Genomic DNA, 16,448 nt, shown 5'->3' with positions numbered 1-16,448 from the left:
CGTTTTGCCCGTTGAATACGAACCCATATAGCATGCGTCACCGGCGCTGGGGGCTGTTGCCAAGCGTCACACAGGCTCCAACTGCGGCGGATTTTCGATGGCGGTCTTTTCAATCCGGTGGCGCCGAGTAGCTGCCACATTCGTACTTGCGTTTGCCTTCGGGGCGACAGCCTTTGCCCAGGAACGCCGCTCTTACGCGCCCCCCGATCTCTCCACCGTTCGCGCCATCACGGTCGAGCATGGTCTGGTGGTGGCGCAGGAAAGGCTCGCCGCGCAAGTCGGCGCCGACATCCTCAAGCAGGGCGGCAACGCGGTCGATGCCGCGGTCGCCACCGGCTTTGCGCTTGCCGTCACCTATCCGCGCGCCGGAAACATCGGCGGCGGCGGCTTCATGGTGATTCATTCTGCCGGGCGCAACGAAGATGTCGCCATCGATTATCGCGAGACCGCACCGGCTGCGATCACGCGCGATATTTTTCTGGGACCGGACGGCAAACCCGATACCGACAAGTCGCGCAATTCCGCGCTTGGTATCGGTGTGCCCGGCACGGTAGCCGGGCTGGCAGTAGCGCTGGAGAAATACGGCTCCGGCCGTTTCACACTCGCGCAAATCCTCATACCCGCCATCGAACTGGCGCGCGACGGTTTTGTGGTCGCCGACGACATGGCCGACACGCTGTCAGACATGTACCGCCGAATGGGACGCTGGCCGAATTCAGCGAAGGCGTTCTCCCGCAGCGACGGCACGCGGCTGCAAGAGGGCGACCGGTTGATCCAGTCCGATCTCGCGGCAACGCTGTCTGCGATTGCCGAACAGGGGCCGCGGGGATTTTATGAGGGGCCGGTCGCCGAACGGCTGGCAAAGGCCGTCCGCGACGGCGGCGGCCTCATGACAGTGGACGATCTCAAATCCTATCAGGCTGTTATCCGCAGCCCGGTGCGCGGCAACTACCGTGGCTACGACGTCGTATCGATGCCGCTGCCCTCCTCCGGCGGCACGGTATTGCTGCAGTCGCTGAACATTCTCGAAGGGTTTCCGATGGCAGACATGAAGCAGGGCTCCGCGCCTTCGCTGCACGTCATGATCGAAGCCATGAAGCGCGCCTACGCCGATCGTGCGCGCTATCTCGGCGATCCAGCCTTCGTCAACGCGCCCGTTAATCTGCTGATCACCAAGGATTACGCGGCGAAGCAGCGCGCTGGCATCGACCTTGCGCGCGCAACGCCGGCGGCCGACGTGCTGGCAGTGAGCCCGCGCGAGGGCAGCAACACCACGCATTATTCGGTCGTCGATTCCAGCGGCAACGCGGTCAGCAATACCTACACGCTGAACTTTCCCTATGGTGTTGGCCTGGTCGCCGAGGGTACCGGCGTGCTGCTCAACAATGAGCTCGACGATTTCACCGCGGCACCCGGCGCATCGAACGCCTTTGGCCTGGTCGGTTTCGAAGCCAATCTGCCCGGCCCGGGAAAGCGGCCATTATCGTCGATGTCGCCGACCATCGTGCTGAAGGACGGCAAGCCGGTGCTGGTCACGGGCTCGCCGGGCGGCAGCCGTATCATATCGGCGGTGCTGCAGGTCGTGATCGACGTGCTCGACTACAAGATGGATGTCGCCGCCGCCGTGGCGGCCCCCCGGGTCCATCACCAATGGATGCCCGATGAGGTGCGTGTGGAACGCGGCTTTTCCGACGAGGTATTGGTCGAGTTGAGGGCGAAAGGCCACAAGGTGATCGAGCCTCTCGGCCAGACCTCGGTCAATTCGATCGCCGTCACACCGTACGGCCTGCTCGGCGCACCCGATCCGCGCACAAGGGGCGCGGCGGCGGTGGGACAATGAGGACGTGCACTTGTGAGGGACACGCCGTAGTATGCGTCCCCTCTCACAGGAGAGTTTCAGATGACATCCCTCAAAGGCAAGACGCTGTTCGTATCCGGCGCCAGCCGCGGCATTGGACTGGCCATTGCGTTGCGCGCAGCGCGTGACGGCGCCAATGTTGCTATTGCGGCGAAGACCGCGGAGCCGCATCCGAAACTGAAGGGCACCATCTACACCGCGGCGGAGGAAATTCGCGCCGCCGGCGGCAAGGCGCTGCCGGTGCTGTGCGATATCCGCGACGAGGCGCAGGTGATCGCGGCGATCGAGCAGACCGTCGCCGAATTCGGCGGCATCGATATCTGCGTCAATAACGCCAGCGCCATCAGCCTGACCAACTCGCAAGCAACCGACATGAAGCGGTTCGATCTGATGATGGGTATCAACACCCGCGGCACCTTCATGGTATCGAAATATTGCATCCCGCATCTGAAGAAGGCGGCCAATCCACACATCTTGATGCTGTCGCCGCCGCTCGACATGAAGGCAAAATGGTTCGAGCATTCCACCGCCTACACGATGGCGAAGTTCGGCATGAGCATGTGCGTGCTGGGGCTGTCAGGCGAATTGAAATCCGCAGGCGTCGCCGTCAACGCGCTGTGGCCGCGCACCACCATCGCGACCGCTGCGGTCGGCAACCTGCTCGGCGGCGAGGCCATGATGCGCGCCAGCCGCATGCCCGAGATCATGGGCGATGCCGCGCACGCCATTCTGACAAAACCGTCGCGGGAATTCACCGGGCAGTTCTGCATCGACGACAAGGTGCTGTATGCCTCCGGAGTCAGGGACTTCGAGCACTACCGTGTCGATCGCTCGGTGCCGCTGATGTCGGATTTCTTCGTGCCAGATGACGACGTGCCGCCACCCGGCGTCACCGTGCAGGCGCTGCCCTCGGTGGGTGCGGCGCAGACGTCGCGATAGCAACGAAAGCGGCCGCCGCGCAACGCCGGAGAACTGCGTGACTTCGTGGAAGTGGATCCTCGTCGCCACCGTCGCCGTCGTGTTGGCTGCGCTCACCGGGCTGGGCGTGCACTTCCGGCCCGACCGCACTGTTCGCCTCGCCACGGGCTCTGTCGCGCACGTGGTTTGCACGAAGGCCTTTGTTTCCGGCCTCGATCCACAGGCCGTATTCGCCGAAACGATGGATCGGCCGGGCTTCCGCCGCTTGCGTCATGTCATGAAGTAATCGCGGCGGTGCAGCCGTGATTCGATATTGCGGGCGATTGACGAGATCAGCCTTAGCCGGGCTCGATATGATAGTCGAAGTACAATGCTCCGCCAGTCGATCGCGTTTGAAACGCCGCCCACGGGCGCTTACTGGTTCCGTCAAGCGGCACCATCTTCGTAAAATCGGTATCGGTTTGAAAGACTCGGCCTGAACACTTGTCCAGCAGGGCCTCCCTGATCGATTTCAGCGGATGGTCCCAGCCCACAGTCGGCTGGGTGGCCCAAGCTCTCACAGCAGTTATCATGGCGGTAAACTCACTCGAGTGGTCGCCGCGTCCCAGCCAGCTCAAGTTTGGAGTGGCCGAAGATGCGTCTCCGCTCAGCGTCGCATTGTGACTTCCGTGATGACCGGTCTTGTAAAGTACCGTTCGGCTGAGAAGATCGCGTACCTCGACCGTTTCGTTGCCATCCTTGAATGACCCGTCGGCCCATGACGCCCAGTTTCCACGTTGTGCATCGGCCGCGAATAGCAGCACCTTGCCGCCCTTTCCAAGTTCGAACGCCAGGACAAGACTCGCATTGTTGGTGTCATTGCCCATAGCAAGGGCAAGGGTCTCCGCCGATTGCAGCCAGTCATGGTCAATCCTGCGAAAATCCGCATTTGCTGGAACTTCATCCTGCTCGGGAGTAAAATGGTCCGACGCCGTTCTTTTGAGACCGTAGTTCTTGTCGAACCAGGACTGCAACTCCAACTCTTTCGAAAGCTTGTCGATCGAAACCGCGTGGCGAGCTGAGAACGGTCCCGCTACGACGGAGCCGGGGGCCGCATTGACTGCAGCGCCGAACGACGCCAATGATGCAGCCATGTGTCGACCTTGCTGCGGAAAACCTTCACCATCATGAGGGTCGAGATCCTTGAGTGCGGTTTCGTCGTAGGGTGGTCCCAGCGCGAACACCCGCACCGATTCCGCCCCCGGCAATTTTATGATCTCTTTGTGAGGATAGAGGCACTTTACTTCGGATTGCGATAAATCGCGGAAAAGCTTCATCGCGTCCTTGTTGGTCCACGAGCCGGCCGCCGAGAAAGCATTTGTAATACCGGAGCCTGCGGGCTGCTCGCCGCCAACTGCCAGGGCGATGTGCTCGTTCATCTTAAGTGCGAGCGACGGGTTGGTCGCAGCAAGCCTGATGCTGGCGGCAACCAACGTCTTGAGGCGATCACCATAATTTTTTCGCAAACGTTTCGCCAGCTTGTCGTCTTCGCTTTCGGTCCACGCGAACCAGGTCTGGCCTATCGTAAAGCCGTCAAACCTCGACTTTGTGATCGCATTGACGTGGTCTTGATGCTCATGGGTAATAACCGCAACATCGATATGGCCACCAGTGACGGCCTTGATATCTGCGACAACTTTATCGGGCGTGGTGATATCGTTGATGAACTTGGGAGAGCCGGGCTTGTATCCGCAATCGATCAGCACAAAGATCGGTTTTTCTTTGCCGCTGAAGGCCAGCAAAAAGCAGTCGCCATGACCAATCCGGTACATTCTAATCGCCACGCCTCCTTTCGGCGGCATCAAGTTTACTTCCGGCCTGTTGCTTGTCGCTGTTTTCTTGGTTGACCGTTTCGGGGATTTTTTTCCAGCAGGCTTCTTCGATTGACGGGCCATGTTAGCCTCCGTGCCTGTGCAGGATGGCAAAAGGCTCTTTTGAACGCAGCACGCTCACCGCTGGCGAGTAGGCATTGTTGGGCTCCAGTCCTCCATCCACCAAAAACCGCCGTTGCCGTTCGAGTTCGTCATTATCCTTGATCGTTCCGGCTGTCCTGATGACCCGCCGGACGGTCATGCTCGCGGGATCAATCAGCAAAGTGCAGCCGGCCCGGTATCGGAAGTCGCCTTCCTCATCCTTGGGAATGCTGCGGCGACTATCCATTTCCTTTTGTTTTTGAGGATCGAAGTATCCGCGACGTCGCTGCGTTATCTCGACGACCAGGACATTTGCCGTCGCTCCCTTCGCGGTACGCCGAAGGGCAGTCCGGACCGAATGCACCTCCACCTGAACGGGCCCTTCGGATGCTTCGACGGGACGAAACACTGTGGCGGGAACAGGACCATCTCTATTATCAAGGATGATGCCGGCCGCCTTCGCAAAACTTTTGCCTTTGCCCTTGACCAGCCATGCCCACAGCACCCGGGCATTCTCGTCGATGCCCTGCCAAGTCTTGAAACGATCGCCGTCCAGATGCCAGGGCTTGAGGTGGACCTCGGGGGATCGGACCTTCCTCCTTCCAGGAGAGTCTGGCGCATCGGTCTCCTGGGGTTGTTCGAAGAGTGATTTCAATTCCGCGGGATCTATCGGGACATCCTCGTCCTGCATCGCTTCCTCGCCTGTCGGCCACATCAAGCTTTCAATTGACATGCTCCGCATACCGCGCGGATGGATTCCCCATTGCCGAAAGCTTTCCACGAACGCCAGCCGATACCCGAATTCGTCGTCTGGATTCAGGTCGTAGTCAGCCGTAATGATGCCCCGCAGATAATCGCCGAATGTGATGTCGACCGGTGGGCAGTAGTCGATTGCCCGGATGCACATCTGCAGTATGTACGATGCAATTCGGGCCGCCTCTTCGGCGAGGCGTTTCGCCAGATCCGGATGAATATCACCCTCGCGCAACACGCCGGTGCCTTCTGTCGCGATTCTGAAGAGATCCAGCGTGCGCGCCCGATAGACCTTCGAGAAGGCGCCGAATACTGCGGCCACGAGCACCGCTCCGCGATCGTGCGGTTCGGAGATTCTTTCCAGTGCGCTGGCATCGGGCGGTAGCGGCTCCCATTTGCCGGTTTTTTCATTCTTTCTGCCGAGCGCGTCACGCAACGCGCCCCCGCGACCTGCGGCGCGTCCGAATTGCTGGGCCAGTTGGGCGAGCATATTCTCATTGGCAAGATTGCCGCGGGTGCGGGATATCTGGTCGCGCAGCACTCCGGGATAAGCGAAATGCTGGAATAGTGCCACGATATCGGCAAATGCTTCGTGGAAGGCAAGCACGTCCACGTTGACGGGTTCGTTGAAGCGCGGGTGGACTCCGTCGAGCAACGCATGGGTCGTCTCATGCGCAATGATATCGTGCGAGAGGCACGTGAAGATCATGGTGCCCGGTGCGTTGAATTCGTCTTTGATCTCCACTGGAAAATAACCGAACAACAACGCTTTCTTCTCGGGACTGTAGTAGGCGTTCCGGTCGCGTAGCGCATGCGGATATATGCGCAGTCTCCGGACGAAGTATTCGTCGTAGCCGCCGTCTGGATAGCGCTTGCGGTGAGCGGACCAGAGGGCGACCCTGCCAAGCGCGCGCTCGAAATGTCCGATGGTGGTCATCGCAACTGCGTAGACCATCTGTTGATGAAATTGGGGATTAGACTCGGAGGGCGCTAAGCCATCCTGTGCAAGCAGCTTGGGATTACTGAGATCGACGGGCCGGTACAAAACTCCGCTGGCGTGATCAACGTCGATAACCTCGATGTACTCCCCGATCGGACCGCGCTGCAGTTCTTCCCACGGCACTTTGATCGTAATTTCCCCGATTCCGGCCATATCGTATTGGCTGGCCAGACCGGGATCGAATGAAAAAATTCTAATGCGTCTTGAAATTGGATCTGGAATGAAATTGGGCGCAGTCACTGGACCCCCCGCTATGTAGTTCCTTCGATTATGTCTTCAGACAGTCGCACCAGCCAGACGCGCTCTTCAACCGGTTGCGCGTCACACAACTTGGAATAGCATATCTCCAGTTCAAACAATTTGGCCAGCATTCTTCGCAAGCAGTTCTTGGGCCATAACGACGCAGAATTGGCGAACGCTTCGGGGAACGCGGCCCGTTTAGATGACCAACCCGGTTCAACCGTCGACGGTCATTGATCGCGCTCCTTCACCAGCGCGCCTCTGACGTAGCGCAATTCCAGGTGGTTACCGCCCGATCACATACGGCCCGCCCTTTTCCAGCGCGCGCGCATAGGCCGGCCGCGCGTGAATGCGTTCGAGAAACGCCATCGCCTTGGGGTGACCCACCTCCAGCCCGCCACGTGCCGCGGCGGCCTCCAGCGGAAAGCTCATCTGGATGTCGGCGCCGGTGAATTCATTGCCGGCGAACCATTCGCTTTTTGCCAATTCGCCTTCCCAGTAATCCATATGCTGCTTGAGCTGCGGATTGACCAGCGTGGTCAGCGCCGTGTTGGAGACCTTGCGCACCAGCGGCCGCAGCAAGGCCGGCGCGCGCTTCGGCATCAGCGTGAACAGAAGCTTCAGCAGCAGCGGCGACATCGCCGAGCCTTCGGCATAGTGCAGCCAATAGGTGTAGCGCAGCCGCTCCGGCGTGTTCGGCGGCGGGATCAGGCGGCCATTGCCATAGGCGCCGATGATGTATTCGCAGATCGCGCCGGACTCGGCGATGGTGTTGCCATTGTCGGTAATGACGGGCGATTTGCCGAGCGGATGAATGGCGCGCAGCTCCTTCGGCGCCCGCATGTCCGGCTGGCGCTGATAGCGGACGATCTCATAGGGAACGCCGAGCTCTTCGAGCAGCCACAGCACGCGCTGCGAGCGGGAATTGTTGAGATGATGAACCGTCAGCATGGCGTTCCCTTCAATTGGCCGCCGTTGGTGCCAGCCGGGGGACGGAAAGTCGAGACGGCCATTGGGGCGCGATATATTTACCCGGGCGATATTGACAGACAAAATTATCCGGGTAAATATAAGCTACAGAAAATCCAGAGTTACTCCAATGGCTGACAAGACCCGCCCCCATTTCACGGCCTTCATGGGCCCGCAACGCCTTGCGGCGGGCCCGCTCGCCGAGGTCGCCATTGCGGTCATGCAGGCGTCCCGCCGGCCCGCCGCGCCGCCGATTATCATATTCAGCGACGCGACCGGCTCCCCGATCGATCTCGATCTTCGCGGCACCGAACGCGAGATCATTGCCCGCCTGCCGCAACCCGCCGCGCCTGTGGATGTCGAAACCGAAGAGGCGGCGTCAGCGGAGCCGCGTGGGCGCGGACGGCCGAAGCTCGGCGTCGTCGCGCGCGAGGTGACGTTGTTGCCGCGCCATTGGGAGTGGCTCGGCACGCAGCCCGGCGGCGCGTCGGTGGCGTTGCGAAAGCTGGTGGAAGAAGCGCGCCGCGCCAATGGCGATGCGGATCGCGCCCGCGCGGCAAGGGATGCCGCCTATCGCTTCATGTCTGTCATGGCCGGCAATCTCGCAGGCTTCGAGGAAGCCTCGCGGGCGTTGTTCGCCGATGACCGGCGGCGATTCGTCGGTCTGGTCGCCGGCTGGCCCGACGATATCCGCGACCACGTCGTCAAGCTCGCCTTCAGCGATCGCGCCGAGCCATAGGCGCGACCGCCCTCTCGCCGAATTTCCAAAAGCCTTTCATCCACCACCGCTCCGGTGTGCGGCAACGATCCGTCACGTCTACAATGGGAATAAACGCCGTGCCGAAAACTCCCTCTCTCTGGAAGACATTCCTCGTCTTCCTCGCGCCCCTGATGCTGAGCAACGCGCTGCAATCGCTGTTCGGCACCGTGAGCAACGCATTGCTCGGCCAGATGATCGGGGTCGACGCGCTGGCGGCCGTCTCGGTGTGCTTTCCCGTGATGTTCTTCCTGTTCGCCTTCGTCATGGGCCTCAGCACGGGCGCGACCGTCCTGATCGGACAGGCCTGGGGCGCGGGCGAACGTGACACGGTGAAGGCGGTCGCCGGCGCGACGCTGGCGGTCGCCCTCCTCCTCGCCGCGTCAGTGGCGCTGTTCGGCGGCCTGTTCAGCCGGCAATTGATGGCCGCGCTCGCCACGCCGCCCGATATCCTCGACCTGGCCAGCACTTACGCACGCGTCATGCTGCTGACGATGCCGCTCGGCTTCGTCTTCCTGCTGACGACCGCGATGCTGCGGGGCGTCGGTGACACGCTGACGCCCCTGCTGGCGCTGGCCGTATCGACCGCGATCGGCCTGATTCTGACGCCACTCCTCATCCGCGGCTGGTTCGGATTTCCCGCCACCGGCGTGACGGCGCCGGCGTGGGCATCGGCTATTTCCACCGCGCTGACGCTGTTCGTGCTCGGCCTATATCTCCGTCACAAGAAGAGTCCGCTGGCGCCGGACGCCGAATTTCTGCGCAGGCTTCGGCTGGATGGCGCGCTGCTCGGTAAAATCCTCGGCATCGGCATCCCGAGCGCGGTCGGGATGGTGGTGATGGCGATCGCCGAGCTGGTGCTGCTCGGCCTCGTCAACGGCTTCGGTTCTGATGCCACCGCGGCCTATGGCGCCGTCAACCAGATCATGGGCTATGCGCAGTTCACCGCGATATCGATTTCGATATCGGTTTCGATCCTCGGCGCGCAGGCGATCGGCGGCGGCCACGCCGGCCGGCTGGACGCCATCGTCCGGACCGGCCTGCTCCTCAATCTCGTCCTGACCGGCGGCCTGGTGGCGTTGATCTATCTGTTTCCCCGTGCGGTGCTGGGCGTCTTCATTACCGACACAGCCGCGCTCGAACTCGCGAGAGGACTGCTCATCATCGCTTTGTGGAGTTCGGTGCCGTTCGGCATGGCGACCGTGTTCTCAGGCGCGATGCGCGCAGGCGGCGTGGCCTTGACCCCCATGCTGCTGTCGATCTTCGCCATCGTCGCCATCGAAATACCATCTGCCGTGATCCTTAGCCGGACCATCGGGCTGGAAGGGGTCTGGGCCGCCTATCCGATCGTGTTCTGCGCCATGTTCGTCCTGCAACTCGGCTATTACGCATTGGTCTGGCGTCGCCGTCCACTTCGGCGGCTAGTCTGAGCCACAGGCAGGTCGTGCGTTCCACAATATTACGCTCGTCATAATACTGTGGACGCACCGCCAGCCTTGCGCCACAATGCGCCAAAACATCCAAGGAGACTGCCGTGAGTTCAAATCCACAATTCCTGTTCGATTTCGGCAGCCCCAACGCCTTCCTCAGCCACGAAGCTATACCGGCGATCGAAAAGCGCGCGAACGTGAAGTTCGAATATGTGCCGATCCTGCTCGGCGGCATCTTCAAGGCCACCAACAACAAGTCGCCCGCCGAAACGCTCGCCGGCATCAAGAACAAGCGCGAATTCCACGCGCTGGAAACCGAGCGATTCCTGAAGCGGTTTGGGGTCAAGCCTTATGTCTGGAATCCATTTTTTCCAGTCAACACGCTGAACCTGATGCGTGCGGCGGTTGCGGCGCAGTTCGAGGGCGTGTTCGAGAAATATGTCGAGGCCGCCTTTCATCACATGTGGGTCGAGCCGAAGAAAATGGATGACCCTGAAGTGGCGGCCAAGGCGCTGGCCTCGTCCGGCCTCGATGCAGCAAAACTGCTGGCGCGCTCACAAGACGCCGACGTAAAGGCGAAGCTGATCGAGAACACCCAATCCGCCGTCGAGCGCGGTGCGTTCGGCTCGCCGACTTTCTTCGTCGGCAAGGAAATGTTTTTCGGCAAGGAGCAACTTCGCGAAGTCGAAGAGATGGTCTCGGGGAAATAGCCACCCGCCACAAGCCGTTCGGCGGGACATGGTAGGCAGGCGAATAGCGAGTGGCAAATAGCTGACAGTCAGTGGTAATGGTGGCCGGGAGTTTTCCGGCTCGTCATCCGCCAACCTCGCTATTGGGCTCCCGCCAAGACCAACAATAAGGCCGACAACAAAGCCAACAATAAAGGAAGTTGATCCATGCGTATTCTCGTGGTCGGCGCCGGCGCCATCGGCGGCTATTTCGGCGGTAGGCTGCTGCAGGCAGGCAATGACGTGACGTTCCTGGTGCGGCCGAAGCGCGCTTCCGAGCTCGCAAACGCAGGCCTCGTCATCAGGAGTCCCGCCGGCGACGTGACGCTCAAGAGCCCGCCGACGGTGCAGGCCGACAAGCTCGCCGAAAAATTCGACGTCGTGCTGCTGAGCTGCAAGGCGTTCGACCTGGAAGACGCGATCAAGTCGTTTGCCCCCGCCGTCGGGCCGAAAACGGCGATCATCCCGCTGCTCAACGGCATGCTGCACCTCAGCGTGCTGGACGAGAAATTCGGAGCCGACCGCGTGCTCGGCGGCCTCTGCGCGATCGCGGTGACGCTCAACGAGGCCCGCGAGGTGGTCCAGCTCGCGCCGATGCAGTCGCTCAATTTCGGCGAACGCGACGGCGCCATGTCGGAGCGGGTGCGCGCGATCGCGAAAGTGTTTGACAGCGGCAAGGTCGGCGCGGTGGCCAGCGAACACATCATGCAGGACATGTGGGAGAAGTGGGTTTTCCTCGCTTCGCTCGCCGCGTCGACCTGCCTGATGCGCACTTCGGTGGGCAACATCCTGGCGGTCGCCGGCGGCAAGGATTTTCTGCTCGGCATGCTCGACGAATGCAGCGCGATTGCAAAGGCGTCGGGCCACGCGCCGACCGGCCCATTCTTCCAGCGCACCAGCGGCTTGTTGACGACCGAAGGCTCGCCGATGACCGCCTCGATGTTCCGCGACATCACAGCAGGCCTGCCGGTCGAGGCCGACCACGTGATCGGCGATCTCGTTGCGCGCGCCGACGCCGCCAAGATCCCGGTGCCGAAGCTGCGCATCGCCTATACGCATCTCAAGGCGTATGAGAAGCAGCGGAGTTAGTTGGACCCGTAGTCCGGATGAAGCCAACGGGTCGCGCGAATGCGCGCCCGATGACAGGCTCCGCGTAATCCGGGGACATTCGTTCGCGCTGGGCGGGTTATCCCGGGTTGCGCTTCGCTCCACCCGGGCTACGTCGCACCGTCAGAGATGCGCGAGATAATGCGCGAGCGCTTCGATCTCTTCCTCGCTGAGGGGAAAGGCGACATCGGCCATCGCCGCCATGGCGCCGCCGGCCCGCACGCCCGATTTGTAGTCGCGCAGCGCCTTCACGAGATACTCCTCGCGCTGGCCGGCGACGCGGGCGACCGCCTTGGTGCCGGCGTAGCTATCCATGTGGCATGACGCGCAGCGCCGTCCGGCCGCCGCCTGCGCGCCCTTGCTTGAAAGGTCCGGGTTATCGTCGGGCTTGGGCGTCTTCGGCGGCGGAAGCGAGGCGTAATAGGCGCCGAGGTTGCGGATGTCCTCATTGTTGAGCTGCTCGACGATCGGCTGCATCTGTTCGTTCTTGCGGGTGCCGGCGCGGAAGAACACGAGCTGCCATTGGATGAAGAGATCGGGCTGGGCGGCGAGCGAGGGGGTGTTCTCCATCTGCGAAATGCCACCATCGCCGTGGCATCCGACGCACAGCTCGGCCTTCTCCTTGCCGGCCGCGATATCGGCGGCGCAGACAGGCGAACCGCAGGCGATTGCCGACGCCAGCACGATCCCGACCAGTGCATTTCGCATGCGAACTCCTCTGCCCACGCCCCAAACAACAGGGGCTGCGGCCACCCGTTCCCGGATAACCGCAGCCCCTGATCGTTGACGTCCTACTTCTTGTAGCTGATGCGATAGATCGCGCCGGCCCAGTCGTCGGCCACCAGGATCGAACCGTCCTTGGCGAGGATGATATCGTTAGGACGGCCGAGGTAACCCGTGTCGCCTTCAAGCCAGCCGGAAGCCAAGATCTCCGACTTGGCGTTCTTGCCATCGGCATCGACGATCACGCGCTTGATCCGGGCGCCCTGGTACTTGTATCGGTTCCAGGAGCCGTGCTCGGCGATCAGGATGTTGTTCTTGTACTCAGGCGGAAATTGATCGCCGGTATAGAACTTCATGCCGAGCGGCGCCACGTGCGCGCCGAGCTTGACCACGGGCGGCGTGAACTCCGAGCACTTGTGACCCATCGCGAATTTCGGGTCCGGCATATCGCCCTGATGGCAGTAGGGATAGCCGAAATGCTCGCCGATCTTCGAGATCATGTTGAGCTTGTCGCTCGGCATGTCGTCGCTGATCCAGTCGCGCGCATTCTCGGTGAACCAGTATCGCCCCGAGCGCGGATCGACGTCGCCGCCGACGCTGTTGCGGACGCCGAGCGCCCAGATCTCGGCATTGCCGGTCTTGGGATCGACGCGGCGGATCTGCGAGAGGCCGGTGGGCGGGATGCCGATGTTGAAGGGAGGTCCGAACGGCATGTAGAACCAGCCATCCTTGTCGACGGCGATGTATTTCCAACCATGCGCGACGTAGGACGGCATGTCGTCATACACCACCTTGCCGGCGCCGAGATTGTCGAGATTGGCTTCGGCGTTCTCGTATTTGATCAGCTTGTTGATCGCGACGACGTAGAGCGCGCCATCGAGAAAGGCGAGGCCGGTCGGCATGTTGAGGCCCTTGAGGACAGTCTTGACCTCTCTCTTTCCGCCATTGTCCTTGATCGCATAGACGTTGCCGAGGCTGAAGGAGCCGACGAACAGCGTGCCCTTGTCGCCCCAGGCCATCTGCCGCGCCTCCAGCACGTTGGAGGCATAGACTTCGATACTGAAGCCCTCCGGCAGCTTGATCTTCTTCATCATCGCCGCAAGTTCGGCGTCCGAGGCGCCGGTCGGCGGACCGGATGGTGGCGCCTGGCCCTTCTGCGCCTCGGTCTCGTCGCCGAGGAACCAGTCCGGCGGCGGGTTGGTCCAGAAATCCTTGGTGCCGGACTCGTATTTTTTCAGAGGCTTCTGCTGCGCGTTGGCCTGACTGGCCCCTGCGACAACGAGGATGGCTGCGAGCGCAAGAATAGATCGATTGAAGGCCGATTTCATCGCGTCACTCCCTGTGCAGCCTGGCGGCTGCGCCTGTTTTATTTTGAAAACGTTTGAGAGGCGAACTTGGTCTGGTGAGGAGAAACAGACCGCAAACCCGTAGCACATCCGCTGCGGGAGATACGCGGCTCCGTCAGACAAAAACAGACTGAAGGGAAAATTCCTCGTCCGGTTTGGTTCTGAGACGTTTTTGCGATGGACACGCTGCATCGCAATATTTGCGCAGAGCGAGCGCGCGTCGCGAATGAGACGCGCCCACTGCGTGGGCAAGCTTCCACAGATAAGGTGGATCCACCCAGGCCTGTTCCATTCGATGGGACAGACCCGTCACGCGCCCGCTATCTCGTTCGCTTTACGGTAAGGTATGCAGTGCCGCGATTGTTGCGGTAGAGCAGGTCATAGAGACCTGGAACACCGATCACGGCGTCGTTGACGAAGACGAACAGTTCTTGTTTGCGATTGGGCGCAATCGTGGGCGCGATATTGAACTGGATGATGTCGTCGTAAGGATCAGGCTCGTAGGAGCTCTCTTCGCCGCCGACATGCCCAAAACGCAGCACGATGCGGAACCAATCCTTGTATAATTCCCGCCGCAAAGGCAGAAACAGGGAGAGATATACACGCTCGTACCAGGCCGGCTGGTCTTTGGCGGAGAAGCCTCCGACCGGAGTGCCGATGCGGGTGACGCCATTGAACCATGGCTCACCCGGCTGGATGGTCACATAGTAGCGCGCGCGATGTTCGAGCAGGATGCCTGTTGCCTTGCACAGTTCCGACGTTTTGAATTCGACACGCTTGCTCTGGTTGATTTCAAGCACTGCGGGCTTTGAATCGGCATCGCCGTGAACGCAGGTGTATCCGGCCACGTCCAGTCCATCGTAGGCGAGATGATTCACCGCTGCAAATCCGAGATAGAAGAACACCACCGCGAAGAACGCCGGCGCGATTGTGCGCTTCAGATGGTCCTGGAAGCCGATGTAAAGCGGGCTGCTGCGGAGACCGTAGATCCAGTTGTCGGGCAGGCCTGACGGCGCTTCCGGCGTCTTTCGCCAGATCGAAGCCATCAGGTTTGACGTACGACCTGCAATTCGCGAGGACACATATAGCAAGCCGGAAACCAGGCCAGCCAGAACAAGGAACCAGCCCGGCGCGCGTGCATAGCCGTCGATCCACGTCGATGCAAAGCCTGGAAGAAATCCGCCGACAAAGCGCACAAAGTCCGACACCCAGCGAATCGGGCTTGTATATTCATCATAGCGTTGCGCGCCGCTCACCAGCGGAAACAGCACCAGCCACAACGTCGCGCCGACGGTGGCGAAATAGGCGATGCGGCGCTTCCAGACCTCGTTCCAAACATGCTCCTGCGCCAGCGCACGCTGCGCCGCAGCCGTGCTGGCTTCAAACGGTTCTGTGGCCGACGCGATCCTGAACTTGTCGGGCGATACGATCTCGCCGTCTTCCTTGACGACGCGATAATAGGGCGGAAGGCCAACCGGCGCGTAAGCATGCGCGTGGTTTTCGATGCGCCTGAAGACGCTTTCGTGAATTTTTGCGATTCCGACGCCGACCTCGTCGTCTTCCTGTTTCCTGGTCTCCGGATACAGGAATGGGACCAGTTTGCGCGGCCCGTAGCGGTAGTAGCCGCCGAGACCCTTGCGCGGGTCGTAGAGCCGTCCGTCCTTGTCCCGCTTGGAAATCGCGTTCTTGAACGTGTCGGGATCGGATATCATCAGATCAGGATTGGGCGGCTCGTTTGCATGATCCGATTTGAATTTGAGCCCGCATCGTCTGGCCTCGGTAATCATCCAGACGAAAGGGATGTAGGCGAGAGCATCGTCGGGATACCCGCCGCCGACATTGGTGTGCACGCCGGCAAACCAGACCTGGCTGATACGTTCGTCCTTGATGAAGCGCCGCCCGTCGACATCGGGCGCAGCGGCGTTGCCGTTGATGCCGGCGGTTTCGTCCCAAAGCTGCGGGTGGAACGTGGTCCGCTCCTCGTCGAGCGCCAGCGCCTGACAGGCGCGCATGACACGAGGGGAGAGACGGTTATTCGGCAGTTCAATCGGCCAGATATACTGATGAATGCCGCGGGTCATCTCGTCGACCGGCATGCCATAGGCGGCAACCGTGTCCCAGACGCCGACGAACCTGATCTTGACGTTCCTGCGAACCTCTTTCGGAGGATAATGTGGCCCGAACTTGTTGCGGATCCATTGATAGGGCGCTTCAAACTTCAGATGATGGTAGCGGTCCCTGCGATAGGCGCGGTAGGCCGCACTCGCCAGGCTGTGGAGTTCGGCTTCATTGTCGGCTTTGACGAGACCCTGGCTGTCGATCAACCCCATCACGATCCGGATCGTGAAGGCGCCGCGGCTGAATCCGAAACCGAACAGCTCGTCGTCGGCATCGCGATAGTTGCGGCAGGCGAATTTGTAGAGGGCGATGACGTTGCGCCGCAGGCCGAGACCGAACGCGCCGCCGAGGATCGCCATCGGCTTGAACGACGAGGTGCCGACGCCGTCGTCATAGAACGCGATCTGGTCGTTGCCGGAAAGATCCAGCGCCTCGAAGGTGCGCCAGACATTGGTTCGCCAGACTTTTGCTGAAGAATTGCCGGTGCCGTCGGACAGCAGAATGATTTTCCGGCCCATGAAATTGCCCCGCCGAGTGATGAAGAGACCC

General features: G+C 61.2%; 13 protein-coding genes. 7 read left to right on the top strand and 6 right to left on the bottom strand.

The annotated features are described in order from the left end of the window. Positions 1-97 precede the first annotated feature (97 nt). From ggt to C7G61_RS28995, 3 genes are read left to right on the top strand one after another with little or no spacing between them, the layout of a single operon-like run. Positions 98-1,840 carry a gamma-glutamyltransferase gene (gene ggt, locus C7G61_RS29005; RefSeq protein ID WP_108520174.1) on the top strand — a complete coding sequence of 581 codons (1,743 nt, stop codon included), beginning with the start codon at positions 98-100 and terminating at the stop codon, positions 1,838-1,840. 60 nt (positions 1,841-1,900) lie between these two features. Continuing rightward, on the top strand, positions 1,901-2,797 hold the full coding sequence (locus tag C7G61_RS29000) for an SDR family oxidoreductase (protein ID WP_108520173.1): 897 nt from the start codon (positions 1,901-1,903) through the stop codon (positions 2,795-2,797). A gap of 37 nt (positions 2,798-2,834) precedes the next feature. Beyond that, complete coding sequence (locus tag C7G61_RS28995) at positions 2,835-3,062, top strand: hypothetical protein (protein ID WP_108520170.1); 228 nt, start codon at positions 2,835-2,837, stop codon at positions 3,060-3,062. Between the two features lie 52 nt (positions 3,063-3,114). On the opposite strand, the gene C7G61_RS28990 is transcribed toward C7G61_RS28995, so the two are convergent. The 3 genes from C7G61_RS28990 to C7G61_RS28980 form a co-directional block, all read right to left on the bottom strand. Then, the gene (locus C7G61_RS28990; protein ID WP_108520168.1) at positions 3,115-4,710 is read right to left on the bottom strand and encodes a ComEC/Rec2 family competence protein; all 1,596 of its coding nucleotides are present in this window, start codon (positions 4,708-4,710) and stop codon (positions 3,115-3,117) included. A gap of 1 nt (position 4,711) precedes the next feature. Continuing rightward, positions 4,712-6,721: a gluzincin family metallopeptidase gene (locus tag C7G61_RS28985; RefSeq protein ID WP_244608517.1), complete on the bottom strand. Its 2,010-nt coding sequence runs from the start codon at positions 6,719-6,721 to the stop codon at positions 4,712-4,714. A gap of 285 nt (positions 6,722-7,006) precedes the next feature. Further along, positions 7,007-7,672 carry a glutathione S-transferase family protein gene (locus C7G61_RS28980; RefSeq protein WP_108520166.1) on the bottom strand — a complete coding sequence of 222 codons (666 nt, stop codon included), beginning with the start codon at positions 7,670-7,672 and terminating at the stop codon, positions 7,007-7,009. Between the two features lie 148 nt (positions 7,673-7,820). On the opposite strand from C7G61_RS28980, the gene C7G61_RS28975 reads away from it, so the two are divergent. The 4 genes from C7G61_RS28975 to panE all read left to right on the top strand — a co-directional run bounded on the left by C7G61_RS28975 (position 7,821) and on the right by panE (position 11,694). Beyond that, the gene (locus C7G61_RS28975) at positions 7,821-8,429 is read left to right on the top strand and encodes a DUF2239 family protein (RefSeq protein ID WP_108520164.1); all 609 of its coding nucleotides are present in this window, start codon (positions 7,821-7,823) and stop codon (positions 8,427-8,429) included. Positions 8,430-8,512: 83 nt separating this feature from the next. Further along, a complete protein-coding gene (locus C7G61_RS28970; RefSeq protein WP_108520162.1) occupies positions 8,513-9,877 on the top strand; it encodes an MATE family efflux transporter in 1,365 nt (454 codons plus the stop codon). A 104-nt stretch (positions 9,878-9,981) separates the two neighbouring features. Further along, positions 9,982-10,587: a 2-hydroxychromene-2-carboxylate isomerase gene (locus C7G61_RS28965; RefSeq protein WP_108520161.1), complete on the top strand. Its 606-nt coding sequence runs from the start codon at positions 9,982-9,984 to the stop codon at positions 10,585-10,587. 186 nt (positions 10,588-10,773) lie between these two features. Beyond that, positions 10,774-11,694 (top strand): 2-dehydropantoate 2-reductase, encoded by a 921-nt coding sequence (panE, locus tag C7G61_RS28960; RefSeq protein WP_108520159.1) that lies wholly within the window; start codon positions 10,774-10,776, stop codon positions 11,692-11,694. Between the two features lie 141 nt (positions 11,695-11,835). On the opposite strand, the gene C7G61_RS28955 is transcribed toward panE, so the two are convergent. The 3 genes from C7G61_RS28955 to C7G61_RS28945 all read right to left on the bottom strand — a co-directional run bounded on the left by C7G61_RS28955 (position 11,836) and on the right by C7G61_RS28945 (position 16,417). Next, on the bottom strand, positions 11,836-12,420 hold the full coding sequence (locus C7G61_RS28955; protein WP_108520157.1) for a c-type cytochrome: 585 nt from the start codon (positions 12,418-12,420) through the stop codon (positions 11,836-11,838). Positions 12,421-12,503: 83 nt separating this feature from the next. Continuing rightward, positions 12,504-13,763, bottom strand: a complete 1,260-nt coding sequence (locus tag C7G61_RS28950) for a PQQ-dependent sugar dehydrogenase (RefSeq protein WP_108520155.1) — start codon at positions 13,761-13,763, stop codon at positions 12,504-12,506. Positions 13,764-14,101: 338 nt separating this feature from the next. Next, positions 14,102-16,417, bottom strand: a complete 2,316-nt coding sequence (locus C7G61_RS28945) for a DUF2235 domain-containing protein (protein WP_108520153.1) — start codon at positions 16,415-16,417, stop codon at positions 14,102-14,104. Positions 16,418-16,448: the final 31 nt, after the last annotated feature.

This window comes from Bradyrhizobium algeriense, from assembly GCF_003062295.1.
Classification (GTDB): Bacteria; Pseudomonadota; Alphaproteobacteria; order Rhizobiales; family Xanthobacteraceae; genus Bradyrhizobium; species Bradyrhizobium algeriense.
Note: the sequence above shows the minus strand (reverse complement) of the source record. Positions and strands in the feature narration are given on the sequence as shown.